At 49.3% G+C, this 14,273-nt stretch carries 20 protein-coding genes; 2 read left to right on the top strand and 18 right to left on the bottom strand.

The genetic code is table 11. The annotated features are described in order from the left end of the window. Positions 1 to 469: 469 nt before the first annotated feature. Positions 470 to 1,330, bottom strand: coding sequence for a DMT family transporter (locus tag N902_RS0113745; protein ID WP_027371380.1), 861 nt, complete (start codon positions 1,328 to 1,330; stop codon positions 470 to 472). Positions 1,331 to 1,380: 50 nt separating this feature from the next. Between N902_RS0113745 and N902_RS19810 the strand changes: the two genes are divergently transcribed. Next, on the top strand, positions 1,381 to 1,581 hold the full coding sequence (locus N902_RS19810; RefSeq protein ID WP_153304232.1) for a hypothetical protein: 201 nt from the start codon (positions 1,381 to 1,383) through the stop codon (positions 1,579 to 1,581). 105 nt (positions 1,582 to 1,686) lie between these two features. On the opposite strand, the gene N902_RS18025 is transcribed toward N902_RS19810, so the two are convergent. From N902_RS18025 to N902_RS0113700, 8 genes are all read right to left on the bottom strand, one after another. Beyond that, complete coding sequence (locus N902_RS18025) at positions 1,687 to 2,565, bottom strand: CvfB family protein (RefSeq protein ID WP_244147426.1); 879 nt, start codon at positions 2,563 to 2,565, stop codon at positions 1,687 to 1,689. A 328-nt stretch (positions 2,566 to 2,893) separates the two neighbouring features. Beyond that, positions 2,894 to 3,280 (bottom strand): type II toxin-antitoxin system VapC family toxin, encoded by a 387-nt coding sequence (locus N902_RS0113730; RefSeq protein WP_027371379.1) that lies wholly within the window; start codon positions 3,278 to 3,280, stop codon positions 2,894 to 2,896. Next, positions 3,264 to 3,521 (bottom strand): type II toxin-antitoxin system Phd/YefM family antitoxin, encoded by a 258-nt coding sequence (locus N902_RS0113725; RefSeq protein ID WP_027371378.1) that lies wholly within the window; start codon positions 3,519 to 3,521, stop codon positions 3,264 to 3,266. The genes N902_RS0113730 and N902_RS0113725 overlap by 17 nt, the downstream gene beginning before the upstream one ends. Before the next feature lie 263 nt (positions 3,522 to 3,784). Then, a complete protein-coding gene (locus tag N902_RS0113720) occupies positions 3,785 to 5,590 on the bottom strand; it encodes a hypothetical protein (protein ID WP_027371377.1) in 1,806 nt (601 codons plus the stop codon). Positions 5,591 to 5,966: 376 nt separating this feature from the next. Continuing rightward, on the bottom strand, positions 5,967 to 6,359 hold the full coding sequence (locus N902_RS0113715; RefSeq protein ID WP_208596335.1) for a type II toxin-antitoxin system VapC family toxin: 393 nt from the start codon (positions 6,357 to 6,359) through the stop codon (positions 5,967 to 5,969). Next, positions 6,359 to 6,589, bottom strand: coding sequence for a hypothetical protein (locus N902_RS0113710; protein ID WP_027371375.1), 231 nt, complete (start codon positions 6,587 to 6,589; stop codon positions 6,359 to 6,361). Before N902_RS0113710 ends, N902_RS0113715 begins: the two co-directional genes overlap by 1 nt. Before the next feature lie 169 nt (positions 6,590 to 6,758). Then, positions 6,759 to 7,352 carry a DUF488 domain-containing protein gene (locus N902_RS0113705; protein ID WP_027371374.1) on the bottom strand — a complete coding sequence of 198 codons (594 nt, stop codon included), beginning with the start codon at positions 7,350 to 7,352 and terminating at the stop codon, positions 6,759 to 6,761. A 53-nt stretch (positions 7,353 to 7,405) separates the two neighbouring features. Continuing rightward, entirely contained in the window at positions 7,406 to 7,942 is a 537-nt protein-coding gene (locus tag N902_RS0113700) for a Mut7-C RNAse domain-containing protein (protein WP_027371373.1), read from the bottom strand. 308 nt (positions 7,943 to 8,250) lie between these two features. On the opposite strand from N902_RS0113700, the gene N902_RS0113695 reads away from it, so the two are divergent. Then, entirely contained in the window at positions 8,251 to 8,511 is a 261-nt protein-coding gene (locus N902_RS0113695; protein WP_027371372.1) for a hypothetical protein, read from the top strand. Between the two features lie 126 nt (positions 8,512 to 8,637). Here the strand turns inward: N902_RS0113695 and N902_RS0113690 are convergent, their stop codons facing one another. The 9 genes from N902_RS0113690 to N902_RS20705 form a co-directional block, all read right to left on the bottom strand. Further along, positions 8,638 to 8,934 carry a HigA family addiction module antitoxin gene (locus tag N902_RS0113690; RefSeq protein WP_027371371.1) on the bottom strand — a complete coding sequence of 99 codons (297 nt, stop codon included), beginning with the start codon at positions 8,932 to 8,934 and terminating at the stop codon, positions 8,638 to 8,640. 99 nt (positions 8,935 to 9,033) lie between these two features. After that, entirely contained in the window at positions 9,034 to 9,264 is a 231-nt protein-coding gene (locus tag N902_RS0113685; protein ID WP_027371370.1) for a hypothetical protein, read from the bottom strand. A 59-nt stretch (positions 9,265 to 9,323) separates the two neighbouring features. Further along, positions 9,324 to 9,812: a Fic family protein gene (locus N902_RS18020; RefSeq protein ID WP_084288409.1), complete on the bottom strand. Its 489-nt coding sequence runs from the start codon at positions 9,810 to 9,812 to the stop codon at positions 9,324 to 9,326. A 155-nt stretch (positions 9,813 to 9,967) separates the two neighbouring features. After that, the gene (locus tag N902_RS0113675) at positions 9,968 to 10,750 is read right to left on the bottom strand and encodes a DUF3800 domain-containing protein (RefSeq protein WP_027371368.1); all 783 of its coding nucleotides are present in this window, start codon (positions 10,748 to 10,750) and stop codon (positions 9,968 to 9,970) included. A gap of 421 nt (positions 10,751 to 11,171) precedes the next feature. Further along, on the bottom strand, positions 11,172 to 11,696 hold the full coding sequence (locus tag N902_RS0113670; protein ID WP_027371367.1) for a hypothetical protein: 525 nt from the start codon (positions 11,694 to 11,696) through the stop codon (positions 11,172 to 11,174). 124 nt (positions 11,697 to 11,820) lie between these two features. Next, positions 11,821 to 12,201: a toxin-antitoxin system TumE family protein gene (locus N902_RS18910; protein WP_051564606.1), complete on the bottom strand. Its 381-nt coding sequence runs from the start codon at positions 12,199 to 12,201 to the stop codon at positions 11,821 to 11,823. Further along, the gene (locus N902_RS20020; protein WP_027371366.1) at positions 12,194 to 12,652 is read right to left on the bottom strand and encodes a hypothetical protein; all 459 of its coding nucleotides are present in this window, start codon (positions 12,650 to 12,652) and stop codon (positions 12,194 to 12,196) included. Before N902_RS20020 ends, N902_RS18910 begins: the two co-directional genes overlap by 8 nt. 272 nt (positions 12,653 to 12,924) lie before the next feature. Beyond that, positions 12,925 to 13,641, bottom strand: coding sequence for a transposase (locus N902_RS0113655; RefSeq protein ID WP_027371365.1), 717 nt, complete (start codon positions 13,639 to 13,641; stop codon positions 12,925 to 12,927). Then, positions 13,642 to 13,899, bottom strand: coding sequence for a GIY-YIG nuclease family protein (locus N902_RS20705; RefSeq protein ID WP_027371364.1), 258 nt, complete (start codon positions 13,897 to 13,899; stop codon positions 13,642 to 13,644). Positions 13,900 to 14,273: the final 374 nt, after the last annotated feature.

Here is a 14,273-nt window from a genome sequence, read left to right as displayed (position 1 = left end):
AGGAAGAAAGAATGGCGGCCCGCAGGATTGTTCCGATGTCCCCCTCTTGTCATTCTGAAGCAGCGTAGCGACTGAAGAATCTCTTGTATTGTCTATACGTGTCTCCTGGGTAGGCAGAACTAAACATACAAAGCTCAAGCCATTGCTTAATACGCAACACACAGGGATTTTTCATATAGATACATAATAACCAGGCTGTTAGTAGAGCATTATTTTTATCGTTCCCACGCTCTGCGTGGGAACTCTTTTGGACGCTCCGGCGTCCAGAAAGAGACCGCGGGAGCGGTCAGGAAAGCTCCCACGCAGAGCGTGGGAGCTAAAAGTAATCGCCTGGCTCTTTGCAGGCGTTTGTTGTACCCAAACTGTCGCTGTAGTGATAACAGTCTTTCATACAAATCAACAGGACCCGATTTTGAGAATCTCTACAGGATTCGAACATGATACAGAGGTCCAGACCTTATTCTGCTGCTCAGGCCTTCAACAGCCATAGGGCGGCCAGGGCGAGAAGCAGACCCAGCAGACGGGAAGGGGTGAAACGCTCTTTAAAAAAGATGGCTGCCAGGAGCACCGGAACCAAAAAGTGCATGCCGTTGACTACAGCCACAATGGACAGGGGGCCCAGGGCCAAGGCCTTGAGAAAAAGATAAAACCCGCCCAGATTGAGCAGGCCCATGAGCAACCCGATGCCCATGGCCAGCTTCCCCGAGCCTAAATCTTGGGCTGGGGCGAACATTCTGGGCGCCAGGGCCAGAGTGAACAGGGTGGAAAAGATGTAGGACAAGGCAATAAAAGCCCAGATATCGGTATGATCTGCTGCATATTTGCTGGAGATGGCAGAAAGCCCTCCAGCCAGCATAGCCAAGAAAACCAGCCCAAGTCCTCTGGCCCGAAGACCGGCCTGAAAACCAGAACTCCTGTCCCGGCTCAGGATCCAGACTGTAGCCAAAGAAAACAAAAGCCCCAGTACCTGACGGGGCGCTAAGCTCTCCTGCAGAAAAACCACTGCGAACAGAACCACCAGCACAATGTTCATGCGGATCAAAGGATAGGCCACTGGTGCTGGTATGTATTTCAAGGCCTGGACATGGCATAAGGTGGCGCTGGCAAAGGTCAGGCTGTTGGCCAGGGATATAAGTACCAGGAACCCTGGGGTATTAATCTGGGGCCACCTGCCGAAGGCAATTGCATTGGCCAGCACGGCCACAGTGATCATGAAGACAAATGTCGTCCTGAAAGTGCTGCAGTTGTGAGCAGCAGCCACTTTGTACAAAAAACGCTGACTACCCAGGAGCAAAAGCGCTGACAAGGAATAAACATACCAAAGTTCCATAAGTCTTTTTTGGCTCTTCGACACAGAAAGTGGAATTGCCTACATAAGAGTTGGCAAACTCCAAAAATCCACAAGCTACGTCGAAGAACCTCTTTTTTTTATCTGTTCAGGACTGTGCTCCGGAGATTGCCCAGCGCATTGGTTTCCATAAAGGCAAGCAAGAACAACTGCACCAGCTTCTGCGGGATTTTGAGCTTGGTTACTGCCTGGAAGAGGATGGCTTCAGCGCCTCGCTGGACGAGGCCCCATGAACAAATACAATCATTCACATTACAGCGACAGGTTATGCCCCCAAACCTCTGCTCCCCGGACCACCAGGTGCCATTCTGGGATCGCCAGGCGCCTGCCCGGCTGCTTCAAGGTTTGTTCATTCTCGAACTATCGCTGTAGTGTTCAACAGGCTTTGTGATCAAGGACAAGCCGTCGGGGTCGATTCTGACTCGCCGAGCCTTGTACAAGGCACCCACAGCCTGTTTGTAGGTCTTCTTGCTGCAGCCGAAGAGGCTGTGAATGCATTCCGGAGGGCTCTTGTCCGTGACCTTGAGAACTCCTCCATTTTTCTCAAGGGCACGCACAATAGTTTCCTTGGCCTCGAGCACCTTGTCGTAACCCGGTTTCTGAAGGCTGAGGTCAATCTTCCCATCCGCCCGCAGCGACTTGACATACCCCTTGATCCGCTGGCCAGCTTCAAGGTGCTCATAGACGTCGTTCTCATAGAGCAGGCCGAAGCAGGCCATGTTGACCACGGCCTTGTAGCCGATCTCGGAACGGTCGGTAATGATCAGATCAACCTGGTCTCCTTCCTGAACATCAACATGACGGAGGCTGAAAAAACGTTCCAGCTTCGTGGAGGCGAAAATCCGGCGTTCGGCCGTATCCAGAGCCACATAGACCAGGTAGCTCCGCCCCTTGCGCATGGGTTCCAGCTGTTCGTTCCTGGGAACCAGGAGATCTTTAGGCAGACCCCAGTCCAGAAAAGCCCCTACCGGATTGACGTCAATCACTTTGAGTCGGACCAGGTCCCCCACTTGGGCCAGGGGCATCGTGGTTGTGGCAATCAAGCGATCCCTGGAATCGGTGTACAGAAAGGCCTGTAACTGGTCACCCGCTTGGCAGCCTTGAGGCACCTCCCGTGAGGGAAGCAGGATTTCGCCGAGTTCCCCGCCGTCCAGGTATGCCCCGAAATCAACGAGTTTGAGCACAGAAAAGGTGTTTATCCGCCCGATGTTCATCATCTTGCAATATATTCTTTTTATGGTTTCAGCTTCTCAACGACTCGTGCGGCCAGGGTGGTAGCACTGCTTGAATATCTTCGCAATGACCAGGTTTTCGAACATGACCCTGCGCAAGGGGGTGCATGGCTGATCTGCTTTTTTTCACCAATCCCAGTAAATACTCAAATAAAGCCTGCCCCTGCCTGAGTCCCCTTCCTATATCTGGACGCCTTCTTTTGTGTTGAAGGGCCTGGATTCTGGTCCTGGATCGTAGCCCGGGATGACGTTCCTGCGCAGGAATAACGGAAAAACTCGAAGTTTCATTATAGTGATAACTGTCCGAACAATATCAAATTCGACGGATAGGCCCTGGGTATTTGGCCACCATATCATCAGCAGTCAGCAAAAGAACCCCCTCAGTCATAGCTTGGGCCACGAGAATCCGGTCGAAAGGATCCCTGTGAATACCTGGCAAATGGCCCACTGCCATGACATGCGCACTGGTGATGGCCAGTTCAGCATATCCATTCTCCACTAGGCCGCGCCTGAGCACTTCCGGCTCTACCCGAAAGTCATTGCGGCCCAGTCCACGTTTGATCGTAATCTCCCACAGACTTGCCGCACTGAACAACAGATAATTTTCCGGATCTTGGAGAAGGTCCAGCGCCTGGCTGGAAAGCTTTTCAGGAGTTCCCGCCGCCCAGAGCAAAACATGGGTATCAAGAAGAAGATGCATTCTCTTCACCAAACAGGACCTGGATTTCCTTTTCACCCATTCGATCAAAGTCCTGCGGAACTTCGATCTGACCTGCTAAAAACCCCACGCGTTTTGCCTGCTTCGGATGCGGCGCATCAATACTGGTCACCCGGGCAATGGGTTTGCCTGCTTTAGAAATGATAAAAGGGTTTCCTTCCTGAACTTTCTTCAGAAGGCGGGATAAATTGGTTTTGGCCTCATGAATATTTACGGTTTCCATAGCTCTGCTCCATGTCTTAGGACTTAGTTTACAAAACTTAGTCCTAAATCATACACCTGTCAACAACGAAGAGCACCTCAAACTCTCCTGACACATGGGGAGACCTAGTGAAAATCAACTTTAATCTGTCGCTCCCTCTTCTTCGTCCTCCCTTGAGGGGGGCTGGCCTCACTCCCGGCCTCTCACCAGAGGTCAATCTTGGGGTGATCAATATTGCATTGTCACACCGAACCGCCGCTTTTGATCGAAAGCCGGCATACCCCTTATTGCTTCCCAGTCTCAGCATTGACCTCTGTCTCCCGAAGAGCCTGCCACAGATTCCTGCGACGTCTGTGGGTCTGTTGCCAGGTCTGCAACACTGCTTGGCAAGCGGAAGGATTGACTTCTTCAAGTGCCTTGAGCCATTTGGCGTGAGGCATGTAATTCGATTTTCTGGCGGTCGAAGGGTCGGGAACCAGCAGGTGAAGGCAACTCTCCCATACGTTCATGGTCAGTTGCACAAGATCATCTGAGGCAAAGCGCGAGAGCAGAGCTTGTCGTTCAGAGATCAGCTCTTCTTCAAGGTGGTAGTCGGGATTATCCATGTCCAGGACATGGATCAACTTTGGACATCTCTGGCCAAATTCAGAGATGTGGTTCAGATCGAGCGTCAGGCAGCTCAGGGTGTCATAGTCCGAGCGAGTCAGTTCTGCCTTGCCTGTAAGCTGTTCAAGCCAGTCCTGAATCTTTGTCTGAAAAACATGTTCCTGGCCCTCTCGACGGGCCTCGATCAGCCAGTGGAGCCAGGACCAATCGCCTTCTGTTCCTTCTGTGTCTGGCGTAAATCCGCTCAAAAAGGCCAGGTGATCCTTCCATGCCTGCAGGAGCGGCTCCAGGGTCTCCCGAGCCTCAGGGGTCTTGAAGGCCTGACAGGCGTCCAGGACCCTGTCCACCTGAAATTGATAGTTAAACACAGACCGCTGCAGCTCAGCAGCGGCACACCGGAGACTGTTCTCAAGGTGATGTTCCGCCGTGATCCAGGCCTGGAAGAGCCTGTCGATGTCTTCGCGTTCCTTCAGGCTGATCAATTGCGCATGATCGATAAACAGAGATTGCTCCGGGAGCCAACCGCTCTCAATCGGCATCAGGAGGTACGAGGCGCTTGTCTTGCTGAGCCAGGCTTCGGCTGCATCGTAATCCTGCTTTGATAGGCTGTCGTCAATGAGGTCCAATCCATAGAGCCAGTTGGAGTCCAGGTGGAATTTGCAGGTGGCGAGGTAGTCCTCGTGGCTGAACCTCCTGTTCAGAGCATCCCGGAGATGAATCCAGGGGGAGGCAAGAACTTCTCTTTCAGTATTTTCCCAGAATATTTGGAAATGCTGATAGATTTTTTGGGCCGACTCTACAGGGAGGCTGGCCACGAAGCGACCGCACTCAGGGGCGTCCAGCTCAATCATCTCCAGTGTGTTGCAGAGGCTTTTCAGGGAATCGAGGAAACTCCAGCCCTGGTCCTCAGACAATCCAGCGTCCTTCCATATCCACTTGAGCAGGCACTGGGTGGCGCAAGGCCCCAGGGTGACCGGCTCCTCATGTTCAACGCCCATCCATTCGGGGTACTCGGCAATGGATTCTTCAATGTCGATCAGGGCGCCTGAAAAGAGCTCCGACTCATGAAACGACTCAAATGCCTGTTCCAGGTAGGGAAGCATCTGCTCAGCGATCTCATCAAGATCCAGGGACAAGGAGAAGCCGTCAAAATAAGGCGGATCCCAGTGGACTTCCTGCACGGAGTAGCTGCCTTCATCGTCACCGAGTTGGGCCACAGCCCGGTTCCACCTCTCCCATAGACCATCCCAGACCTCCTTCAGCTTGTCTCTGCTCAGGACAGATGAAGCTTGATCTTCAGCTGAGCCCGCTCGATGCCGGGTGACGACATGCTCCACTGTCCGGGCCGTCTCCTGGTCAAGCAGAGGCAATTTATGCCGAAGATCCTCAGGTTCTTTATCCAGGAGCACGTCCAGCAGATGCGCGAGCTGCTCCTCAGTGAGGGCTTGGATGACTGTTTGGCCCACTGATGGTTCTTTTTGCATGTCTCGTTCTCTTTCGTAAGTTCAATGTCGTACCCTCTCAGTCCAATAGAACCAAGCAGGTTGGATCTGAGCTGGAAATCCTATTAATGAGAGCAAAAAGTTGTTTACTTTTTGCGCGCTGCACTGAAGCTGCGCGGGAAATAAATTCCCGCTTGCGGACATAGCGCGAGTCCCGCCATAGGCGGGACTACTAGATAACCGTTTACGAACAATGTCAAATCTAGCCTGTCCCTTTATGCACTTTATGCATTAAGAGCTGTGTGATAGTGGCCAAGAGAAGGGTTCTTTCTTGGTCACCAAGGGTTATCTGTCCAGGGCAGTGCGGCTAGTCACGTGATACGCTGTCTGTACTCTCAACCACGCAATCCTCTTCGCATCAGAACCAGTTTTCCACCTTAAGTCCATCAATCCTGCAGAACTCGCGAACATTTCTGGTCACCAGAACCAGAGCATTGGCCAGAGCAGTGGCTGCAATGAGAGTGTCGTACGGCCCTATTGGGATGCCTGCAGACTCGAGACCAGCCCTGATCTTCGCTGCCGATCTGGCTTCGGGCATCCCGAAAGGAAGGACAGTGACCATGGTCAAAAGGTCGTCCAGGTCTTGGCGAAGCCTTTCAGGCTGTCTTGATTTGGCAATACCAGTTTCGATCTCAAAAACGGTGACGCTCGGTACAGCAATCTCCCCTGGGGGTACTGCCAGCAGTCGTTCAGGGACCTTTCCCTGCCCCTTAAAAAAATAAATCAGGGTATTGGTATCCAAAAGATACATCACCAAGGTTCCCTGGGGAGATCGGAACCGAACTCACGCCTGAGCTCATCAGCCTCGGGGAAATCCTTCCAGGCCCCAGCCAGCTTCTTGATCCGTTCCGGCCATTCCGAAGAGGTTTTCTCCTTGATCAGCGAGGATATCCATTTGCTCTTGGAAGTTTTCGCCCCCTCCAGAAAAGCCTGCAGCTTCCGCTCTGTTTCCGGGTCCAGATAGATGGTCACCTGTCCCATGAAAGCCTCCTATAGTGAATATATGTTAAAGTATATGTGTTTTAACGGACGTGTCAAGGGAAGAAACCGAATGCTGGAAAATCATGGGCCTGGCTTCAAGCAGGGATATCCATTTTTGCAAATTGTCAGTTTAACTTTCAATCAGACCAAACATACCGGGAGATCCCGCTCAGTAAGCCCGCCAGGCAATCTTCCGCCCCTGCTTCAGGTAGGCTTTGTCCAGACGTGCCTGCCGGGACTGCTCCAATCCAGGCAGTTCCGGGCGGATCAGATCGTAAAGCGCAAGCAGCCTTTGCTCGGTATCCTGGTGGCTTTCCACCGTAGCATCCGCCAGAATATGCTGGATCTGAACCTCGTTTTTCAAGTGCCTGGAGATAAGAATGGTTCGATGGCAGTGCAAGGGCTCCTTTTCTGCACACATCAAAACAAGAGTATGCAGCTTCACCTCCTGCCGCAAACGCTGCAGCCCCTGCTTAAAGAGCTCGTGCCTGGAGATCAGCTCATAGTCCGCCCTCCCCTGCACATACACGGACTGATCCTCATACCTGGCCCCCACCTCTCGGCCCAGAAAGATGTGATCTATACCCTGCTCCGGCAAGATCTTTTTTAGATTTTTGTGATTGAACTCCGGCCTGTAGGCACTATAGGGTTTGGACCGGACATCCGCCAGGGCGGTCACCTGGAACCGCTTTAACAAGTCCACAAACCCCTTCAACGTGTGGGGGGAATAGCCAATGGTGTACAGCTGAGACTTATCGGTCATATGTCGAAGAGAGCTTTTGCCCCTGTTCACCATATGGGGCTCAACCTAACCTCTCACTCCAACTGAAACCGGTACACAACCTCCTGCAACTGCTCTTTTGGCAGTCTGCTCCGCAAACAAAAGCAGCGATCAAGATTGTACACCCGGGCCAGATCCGGATGTGTGGTCAAGAGGATCCGCTTTTCATCCAGGCTCCTCCGGGCCAGCTCGGATGACGAGGCACCATCCGGACAGATGCAGTCATATCCCTTGTCCCTCAATAAACAGGCTACATCGCTGACAGCCCTCTCGGCAATGAATCTGGGGGTTCGAATCGGGGTATCCCGCACAGCGGTGAGCCCGCGAATATCAAAGGACTCAAACTCGGGATAGAGACTGATCAGATCCTGGTCCTGCAGCTCATGCTGCAGGGAAACGGATCTGGAGTTGACCAGAGCCAGATCGATGGTCTCCGAAGCAAGTCCCAGAGCATCCAGAAGTCGGCTGAGCCTGGCTCCCAGGGGCAGGGTTCGAGTTACGGTTCGTTTGCGCTCAGAAGCGGGAAGAACCTGGTTGAGCTCCTCGTAGAGCCGGACATGGACGGTGAGCATGGGCTGCCTTCATCCCTTCGTCAGCACGTCCGCCAGTTTGCGGACGGCTGCATCTAGGCGTTTACATTCCGCATAAAGAAGCAAGTATTTTTCTCCTGTTCTCTACTCTGTATTATCAGCCAGTATCAAGAAATCCTTTTCCGGATCAGGTATGAAATCAGTAAGTCAAGTTGAGAAAAGATTGACAATACCTTTGAATCAGACAAAATGGAATAGGTGAGTGCATTGAAATATGATTTATACTTGATTAACAAGCACTTATCTTTCACATTATACTTAACTATCCAAAACAACGCAGGAAACCGAATATGAAAGACAAAGATTTTCAGAAAAACATAAACAATGCGTGGCAATCTTTGCAGAAGCTTTTAAACCGGATGGGTATCAATCCTCTGGTCGCCCTGATTGGGATCATCCTGCTGTTCATCGTCCCTCGTCTAGTTATCATTGGGGTGATTATATATGCTGCTTACCGGATGTACTATAGCCGGAGCTCTAAAAACAATAACCAAACTTTGATCCGATCCCAACGGGGAAAACGCGGCGGCAAGGGCAAGGGAAGGCGATAAACTGTGTGCTCCCGGAAGGCCTGCGTAAGCAGATGAAGTTACACGGCAGCAGACGTATGCTTTCCTTGCAAGGTCAGTTCAGGGGCTGGTCAATTTTCTGTTTCAACAACACATTTTTTATAATTTTTATGCAGTGTGGGTCTTAACTTCACGATCCACCCGGTCGCCGAGTCTCATTCGTGCCTCTTCCAAATTGAAATCTTCTTGCAATCCCAGCCAAAATTTCTCGGAGTTTCCAAAATATCGAGCTAACCTGATAGCTGTTTCAGCCGATATGGATCTCTTGCCGTGGACAATTTCGTTGATGCGTCGAGGAGGAACGCTCAAATCGCGAGCAAGTCTATTCTGGCTTATGCCAAGAGGTAGAAGAAATTCCTCAAGGAGAATTTCTCCGGGATGAATATTGGGCAAACGCTGATTCATATCATCACTCCTTATGATAATCGATGATTTCGACATTGTGCGCATCCCCTTCTCCCCATTCAAAACATATTCGCCATTGTCAATTATGAGCCTGTCCCTTTATGCACTCTTGAGCCAAATGGCCGGTCCCACCTTCTGATCCGGTTGGTACTGGCCATACACAAGAAGCTCTGGCAACTCACTTTGCAGAAGGGGGATGACCGGTTCCCACCCTCTGTTTTTATCCGGCCACAGGATGGCAGCAGGCTGGATCTGCTCAAAGCGGTTATACTTTCCTGCCCTGCGCAGGGAGTAGATGAGGTGATCTTTGACTGTCGGGGCAGACATCATTTTGGGCTCTTTTTTATGTTTTGAAGATAATTGCGTCCGGCCTGGGTCAATCTGTATTTCTAAAACTTACTCTTGGGGGCTTGAGGGATCGTCTGCTCAATCAACCCAGCATCAAGTGCAGGCTTTAAATAGTATTTCCGAAAGTGTTCACGGTCCTTGAGTCCTAGCCTATCTTGCATTTCTTGCCGGGATAACGGCTGGATACAGATCTTGAGAAGCTGTTCGACTTGCGGGGCATCATGCGGGGTGACTTGCGGGGTATCATGCGGGGTGACATGGGGGGTATTTTGCGGAGTCAGCCACTTCTCCTTCGGGATACGAAATACAACCACAAATGACCCGGCTTGATTGAAAAACTCTGGCGCCGGCAATCCCGCTTTATCCAGGAGGTCCATAATCTTGAGGGTGCCCCGGCCCCATGTCTCAATAATCCCCCGTCGGTAAAAAACATTGGCCATGAGCGGATTCCAGGGCCGTGAACTGTGGGGCTTTTTCAGCTGCTCCGGAGTCAAGCCAAAGGGCAGCTCCCCCGGGCTGGCAATTTCCAAGCGACAAAGGTTAAGAGCTCATTCCAAGGAGTGCTTAAGCTCTGGATTCTGAGCTTATCACCCTTGACAAGTCAGCCCTTGAAGCATACTATTTATCTAATCCAGATAACTGGAGGTGGAAGGCGAAAGCCTTCGAGGCCCGAAAGGGCCTTTTTTTATGGGAGCCATTTTCTGCCCCAACCTTCGATGATCCCATCAGGTCGTCGGATATATTTACTTCTTTCCAGAATTTCAGCTATCCTCCCACCAAATGTCCGGGGAAGCTTCTGTTTGTTTTTCCTTGCTTGAGCAGCCTTAAAAGCAGGATGAGCAATTAAGTCTGCGAGTTGCAACCCAGCAACATTATTTGACTTCGGCTTGACTTTCAGTTGCTTGCTCGTCAAGCACAACGCAAACTTATCCGAAAAAACATAGTCTGTTCCCGACTCATATACCCTTTGAAAAGAACCTTTCAGTCTACGGTCTTCCTTGCCACCTCGGGATTCAGCCATAACATCGCCAACTTGCCCATTTTGTTCCAGCCAAAGGACATACCGCTCTAAAAGAATGGCCAAGCAATAGTGATATGGATCGAATCTCCATACAGTATACCTTTGCTTATGTTTTAGCTTATCAATAACAACTGTCAAAACTGAATACTCAATTTCTTCAATAAAATTTAAGATTTCCGTATTAAATTTTTCTTCATTATTTTGGTCATGCAAGCAGGTAAAAGGTCTTTTCTTGTTCACTAATTCTTTTCTATGAAGAATGATTGGCTCATCAGGATGGGAATCAAAAAAGTCCCTTTTAAGTGACTCAAGTCTGGGATGAAAAACATCTCTGACATATCCAAGCTCTACGATGACCCCTGTTAAGCTAAGATACCTGTGGTTAGGATCTTCAGATGACTGAAGATCTGAGTTGCCAACTTCATCAATATATAGCCTGTACTTCATACTTAATTTGTCAATATATAGTTCATAGCGGATTGATCATAAAAGACCAATTTGTCTATATAAGATGTGTCAGTTCTTTTGCTCTGCCTGCTTCTTGGCCTCTTTCTTTTCCGCCAGGCTCAGATGGTGGTCATTGATTCGCTCGACTTGAAAGAGATGGTATCAGGAAGTGGACTTTACATCCTGGCCCCGGTCTTTGTTCCACTTGATGTTTGGCTTTTTCCGTAGCACCCCGGCATTTTGTATCTTCAGACCATCCACAGATAATTGTCAAATACAACCTGTCCCCTTTCTCATTGTTCAACTGGATGGGGCATCAGAGACCTTCTATGCTCCATTCTCGCTACATAACACTACTGGCAACATAATATCCCTCTACTCTCTCTATTCCTCTCAATAGATAATTCAATTTCGACTCAATTCACATCCATTTTGGGCACATTTGCTGGCAAAATGCGTCAATTTCCGTCTTACGCGAATAGTTGCCAGTCTTTTCTCGCCACTTATCCAAAAGATCACCGAACAGGTTTGGGGGTATATCCACAGCCCAATTTTTGAACTCCGAGCGCGATTCATGATCGAATCTGTACAGCCCAAGCAGAATACCTTGTAGATAAGTCCTGGCCTTAGCCTGCATATCAAACTGAAGATAGTCCCAAACCTGCTGGACATGCGGTTCCAATTCTTCCTCCATGAGATCCAGGGCTTCGTCCTCCGGGGATATATAGTCATCCCTGGTTGGCCCGGAATTATCCCAAAGAGTCTCCACCTGGATCATGTCCAGGTCCATGAATACCTCCTCGACCACTTCATGCGAATCGACATTCTTTAGAACATTTCGGGCTTCTTCTAGAAGAGCCTGGCGGACCTTACCTCCCCTGTCATGCAGCCGTCTTATCAATTCTGCCTTTTGGGTTTCAGTCAGAGCTGTTACAATTTGATCCATAAACGAACGCTCGCTTTTTAAGTAAATGCAAAATAAACCTCTACTCTCTCATCTTTGACCATCAGGGAAGACATCATTTTTGGCTCTTTTTTGATATAGACGCTTTGACCTGGCCCTAAACTGCTCACAACTGACTCAAAATACAATCTTCAATCTCTTCAATAAGCTCAGAGAACATCAAAAGTTTGCTGCTTACGACTTTTTTAGGCAAGTGCTTGTGGTGAGGAAATGACTCGATATCTTTATGGTGAGGCGCATTGTCATAACGAAAAACAAGATTATTATTGCAATCCATGAAGTGATACCTATATTTATCGAGTTCAAGAGCATTGCCTACAGTATAGTAAAATTCGAAAAAAGATAACCGGTAACCATTTACAAATAGAACTTCTCCTTCAACATAACCGCTGTGAGAACTCAATTGCTCCTTCTGTAATGTGTATGAGTAAACTAATGAGCTTTTTTGTATAATATTTTCAATATGATGAGACCTCTCATTAAGCATCGACTCGCTCCGAGCTATTAAGCAAATCCTGTAAACCTAACTTAGTGTTCTGCCAATCATTTTTGGCTTTGGCATATGCATACCACTTAAAAAATGTATGACTATCACCAAGCTCTCCTGAATCGAACATTTCCAAAAATCTTTCTGTAGAATATCCATATTCTTTTTCATAAGGATCAACTTTCTTATTTATTTGAGCAATTGCCAAATCACACATTCGCATTTCCCGCTCCAAAACATCCATGACTTCTCGTTTTATCTTCATAAGGTTCCTTCCCCGGCTTTTATTGTCCATTACTTTGCTTTTTTTCTCTATGGCCTCTTTCTTTTCCACCAGGCTCAGATGGTGGTCATTGATCCGCTCGCCTTGAAACAGATGATACCAGGGAGCGGACTCCACATCCTTGCCCCGGTATTTGTTCCACTTGATGTTTGGCTTTTTCCGCAGCACCCCGGCATTTTTATATCTTCAGATCATCCATAGATGGCCCGGACGGCATGCTGGATTACGCCCAACGATTTCCAATTCAGCACATCTCATGACTTCGGCACGAGCCTACCAGCCTTTTGTCAAGAAGTTCAAGCTCTGCTCACCTCAAGAGGTTGGGGCGAGAGCCCGAATCAACCGATATCATAGTGCTCAAATGTATTTGAAGAGAGTATGTATGCATACAACCGGCAGGCTGAAAATGCGAGCTGTAAGGCTGAAGAGATGTCAAGGCCTCAGGTCAGCCGCTTCAGAGAGTAGACCTGATCCAACCCCTGGATCCTGTGCGGCTTGCGTTCCCGCTTAGGCCTTATGATATCTCGGAAGAGCTCAAATCCCTGGCGGACAAATTCGCGGGAACCTATGATACCGGCATCGGTAAAGAAGCGGGTCCTCTGAATGAAGCGTTCGACATTTTCCGGCAAGGCAATGGCATCAAGGATCCTGCCTTTGCCCAAATCCACACCTCCTCGAGCGTAGACAAACTCACGGTATAGACGGAGACGTTCCTTGGGACTCTTCACATTATATTCCTTCAAGCCAAGGTTCCAGGACAGAAAACCATCCTTGCGACTGGACCGGAACCGATAGCCAAGAGATGACCAGTGGTATTCTTCAGGCCTGTCCACTAGGCCGGCCCGGATAGGGTTGAGATCGATGTAGGCCAGGCAGTTGATCAGAGTCTCGCCCTTTTCCACGATCACGCTCTTGAAACGTTCAGCCCAGAAGGTACCCTTCCGGCCTCGTTTTTTGTTATACACACGGGTAAACCCCTGCTTGATCTCTTTGACGTACTCAGAAAGAGATGTCCATTTCTGGCGATAGAAGGGAATCTGGCCGGGCATGAGGGTATATTCGTCCCCGTATCTGCGCTGAAAGCTTGTCTGTACCTCCTTATCCGAAACCTCGTCCTCCGGCCGCATGGTGACCAAAAGATGGAAGTGATTGCCCATTTACCCAGTTAAATAAGATTTGAGCCTTCTATGTAAAAACTGTCGTCCCAAATACGACTTCAGGTATTTCTCTCGGTGAGTAGCGTCGGCTTGACTAAGGCAGGCTTCGTAGTAGATGAGATTAAGTGGTCGGCGGTGTTTTGTGGATTCTACATACCCTTTGTTGTGCTGTTCAAATCTTAGCTTGAGGTCTTTGGTAAACCCAACGTAAAATTTCTCATCAATTTCACTTTGCAATACGTACGTGTAATAGAACATCGCCTCAAGCTATTTAACCGGGTGAAGTACAAAAGCCTAAAACCTCGCAGAAATAGACTGCCGAGAGCTGTTGAATGATGGTCAGCAAAAGGCTTTTCTCCTGCTCGCCAAGAGGGTAGCCGTCTAGGGCTGTCCGACTGATCACATGATACGTAGTCTGCTGATGAGGAATGAGAAATCTGGACATCCGGGCCATCGTGAGCCTCCTGCTTTCTTCAATACGGCTTTTGGATTAAGGACAGTGTATTGGGATGGTACTCGCCTGTCAACCATTTTTCTCCTGTCCCTTATGTTGCGAGTTTTCCTAATCATGCGTAAATAATTACGATGGAGTATATTTTGGTGTAATTGAATAACTCCATTGATATTATTGG

This window comes from Desulfovermiculus halophilus DSM 18834 (assembly GCF_000620765.1).
Lineage (GTDB): Bacteria > Desulfobacterota > Desulfovibrionia > Desulfovibrionales > Desulfothermaceae > Desulfovermiculus > Desulfovermiculus halophilus.
The sequence above is the reverse complement of the archived record's forward strand: the minus strand, read 5'-3'. Positions and strand labels throughout refer to the sequence as shown.

Bases quoted from the DNA above. Each gene is read 5' to 3' on its own strand.
- N902_RS0113745 (WP_027371380.1), bottom strand. From the start codon at position 1,330: ATGGAACTTTGGTATGTTTATTCCTTGTCAGCGCTTTTGCTCCTGGGT.
- N902_RS18025 (WP_244147426.1), bottom strand. From the start codon at position 2,565: ATGATGAACATCGGGCGGATAAACACCTTTTCTGTGCTCAAACTCGTT.
- N902_RS0113730 (WP_027371379.1), bottom strand. From the start codon at position 3,280: ATGCATCTTCTTCTTGATACCCATGTTTTGCTCTGGGCGGCGGGAACT.
- N902_RS0113725 (WP_027371378.1), bottom strand. From the start codon at position 3,521: ATGGAAACCGTAAATATTCATGAGGCCAAAACCAATTTATCCCGCCTT.
- N902_RS0113720 (WP_027371377.1), bottom strand. From the start codon at position 5,590: ATGCAAAAAGAACCATCAGTGGGCCAAACAGTCATCCAAGCCCTCACT.
- N902_RS0113715 (WP_208596335.1), bottom strand. From the start codon at position 6,359: ATGTATCTTTTGGATACCAATACCCTGATTTATTTTTTTAAGGGGCAG.
- N902_RS0113710 (WP_027371375.1), bottom strand. From the start codon at position 6,589: ATGGGACAGGTGACCATCTATCTGGACCCGGAAACAGAGCGGAAGCTG.
- N902_RS0113705 (WP_027371374.1), bottom strand. From the start codon at position 7,352: ATGACCGATAAGTCTCAGCTGTACACCATTGGCTATTCCCCCCACACG.
- N902_RS0113700 (WP_027371373.1), bottom strand. From the start codon at position 7,942: ATGCTCACCGTCCATGTCCGGCTCTACGAGGAGCTCAACCAGGTTCTT.
- N902_RS0113695 (WP_027371372.1), top strand. From the start codon at position 8,251: ATGAAAGACAAAGATTTTCAGAAAAACATAAACAATGCGTGGCAATCT.
- N902_RS0113690 (WP_027371371.1), bottom strand. From the start codon at position 8,934: ATGAATCAGCGTTTGCCCAATATTCATCCCGGAGAAATTCTCCTTGAG.
- N902_RS0113685 (WP_027371370.1), bottom strand. From the start codon at position 9,264: ATGATGTCTGCCCCGACAGTCAAAGATCACCTCATCTACTCCCTGCGC.
- N902_RS0113675 (WP_027371368.1), bottom strand. From the start codon at position 10,750: ATGAAGTACAGGCTATATATTGATGAAGTTGGCAACTCAGATCTTCAG.
- N902_RS0113670 (WP_027371367.1), bottom strand. From the start codon at position 11,696: ATGGATCAAATTGTAACAGCTCTGACTGAAACCCAAAAGGCAGAATTG.
- N902_RS18910 (WP_051564606.1), bottom strand. From the start codon at position 12,201: ATGCTTAATGAGAGGTCTCATCATATTGAAAATATTATACAAAAAAGC.
- N902_RS0113655 (WP_027371365.1), bottom strand. From the start codon at position 13,641: ATGGGCAATCACTTCCATCTTTTGGTCACCATGCGGCCGGAGGACGAG.
- N902_RS20705 (WP_027371364.1), bottom strand. From the start codon at position 13,899: ATGTTCTATTACACGTACGTATTGCAAAGTGAAATTGATGAGAAATTT.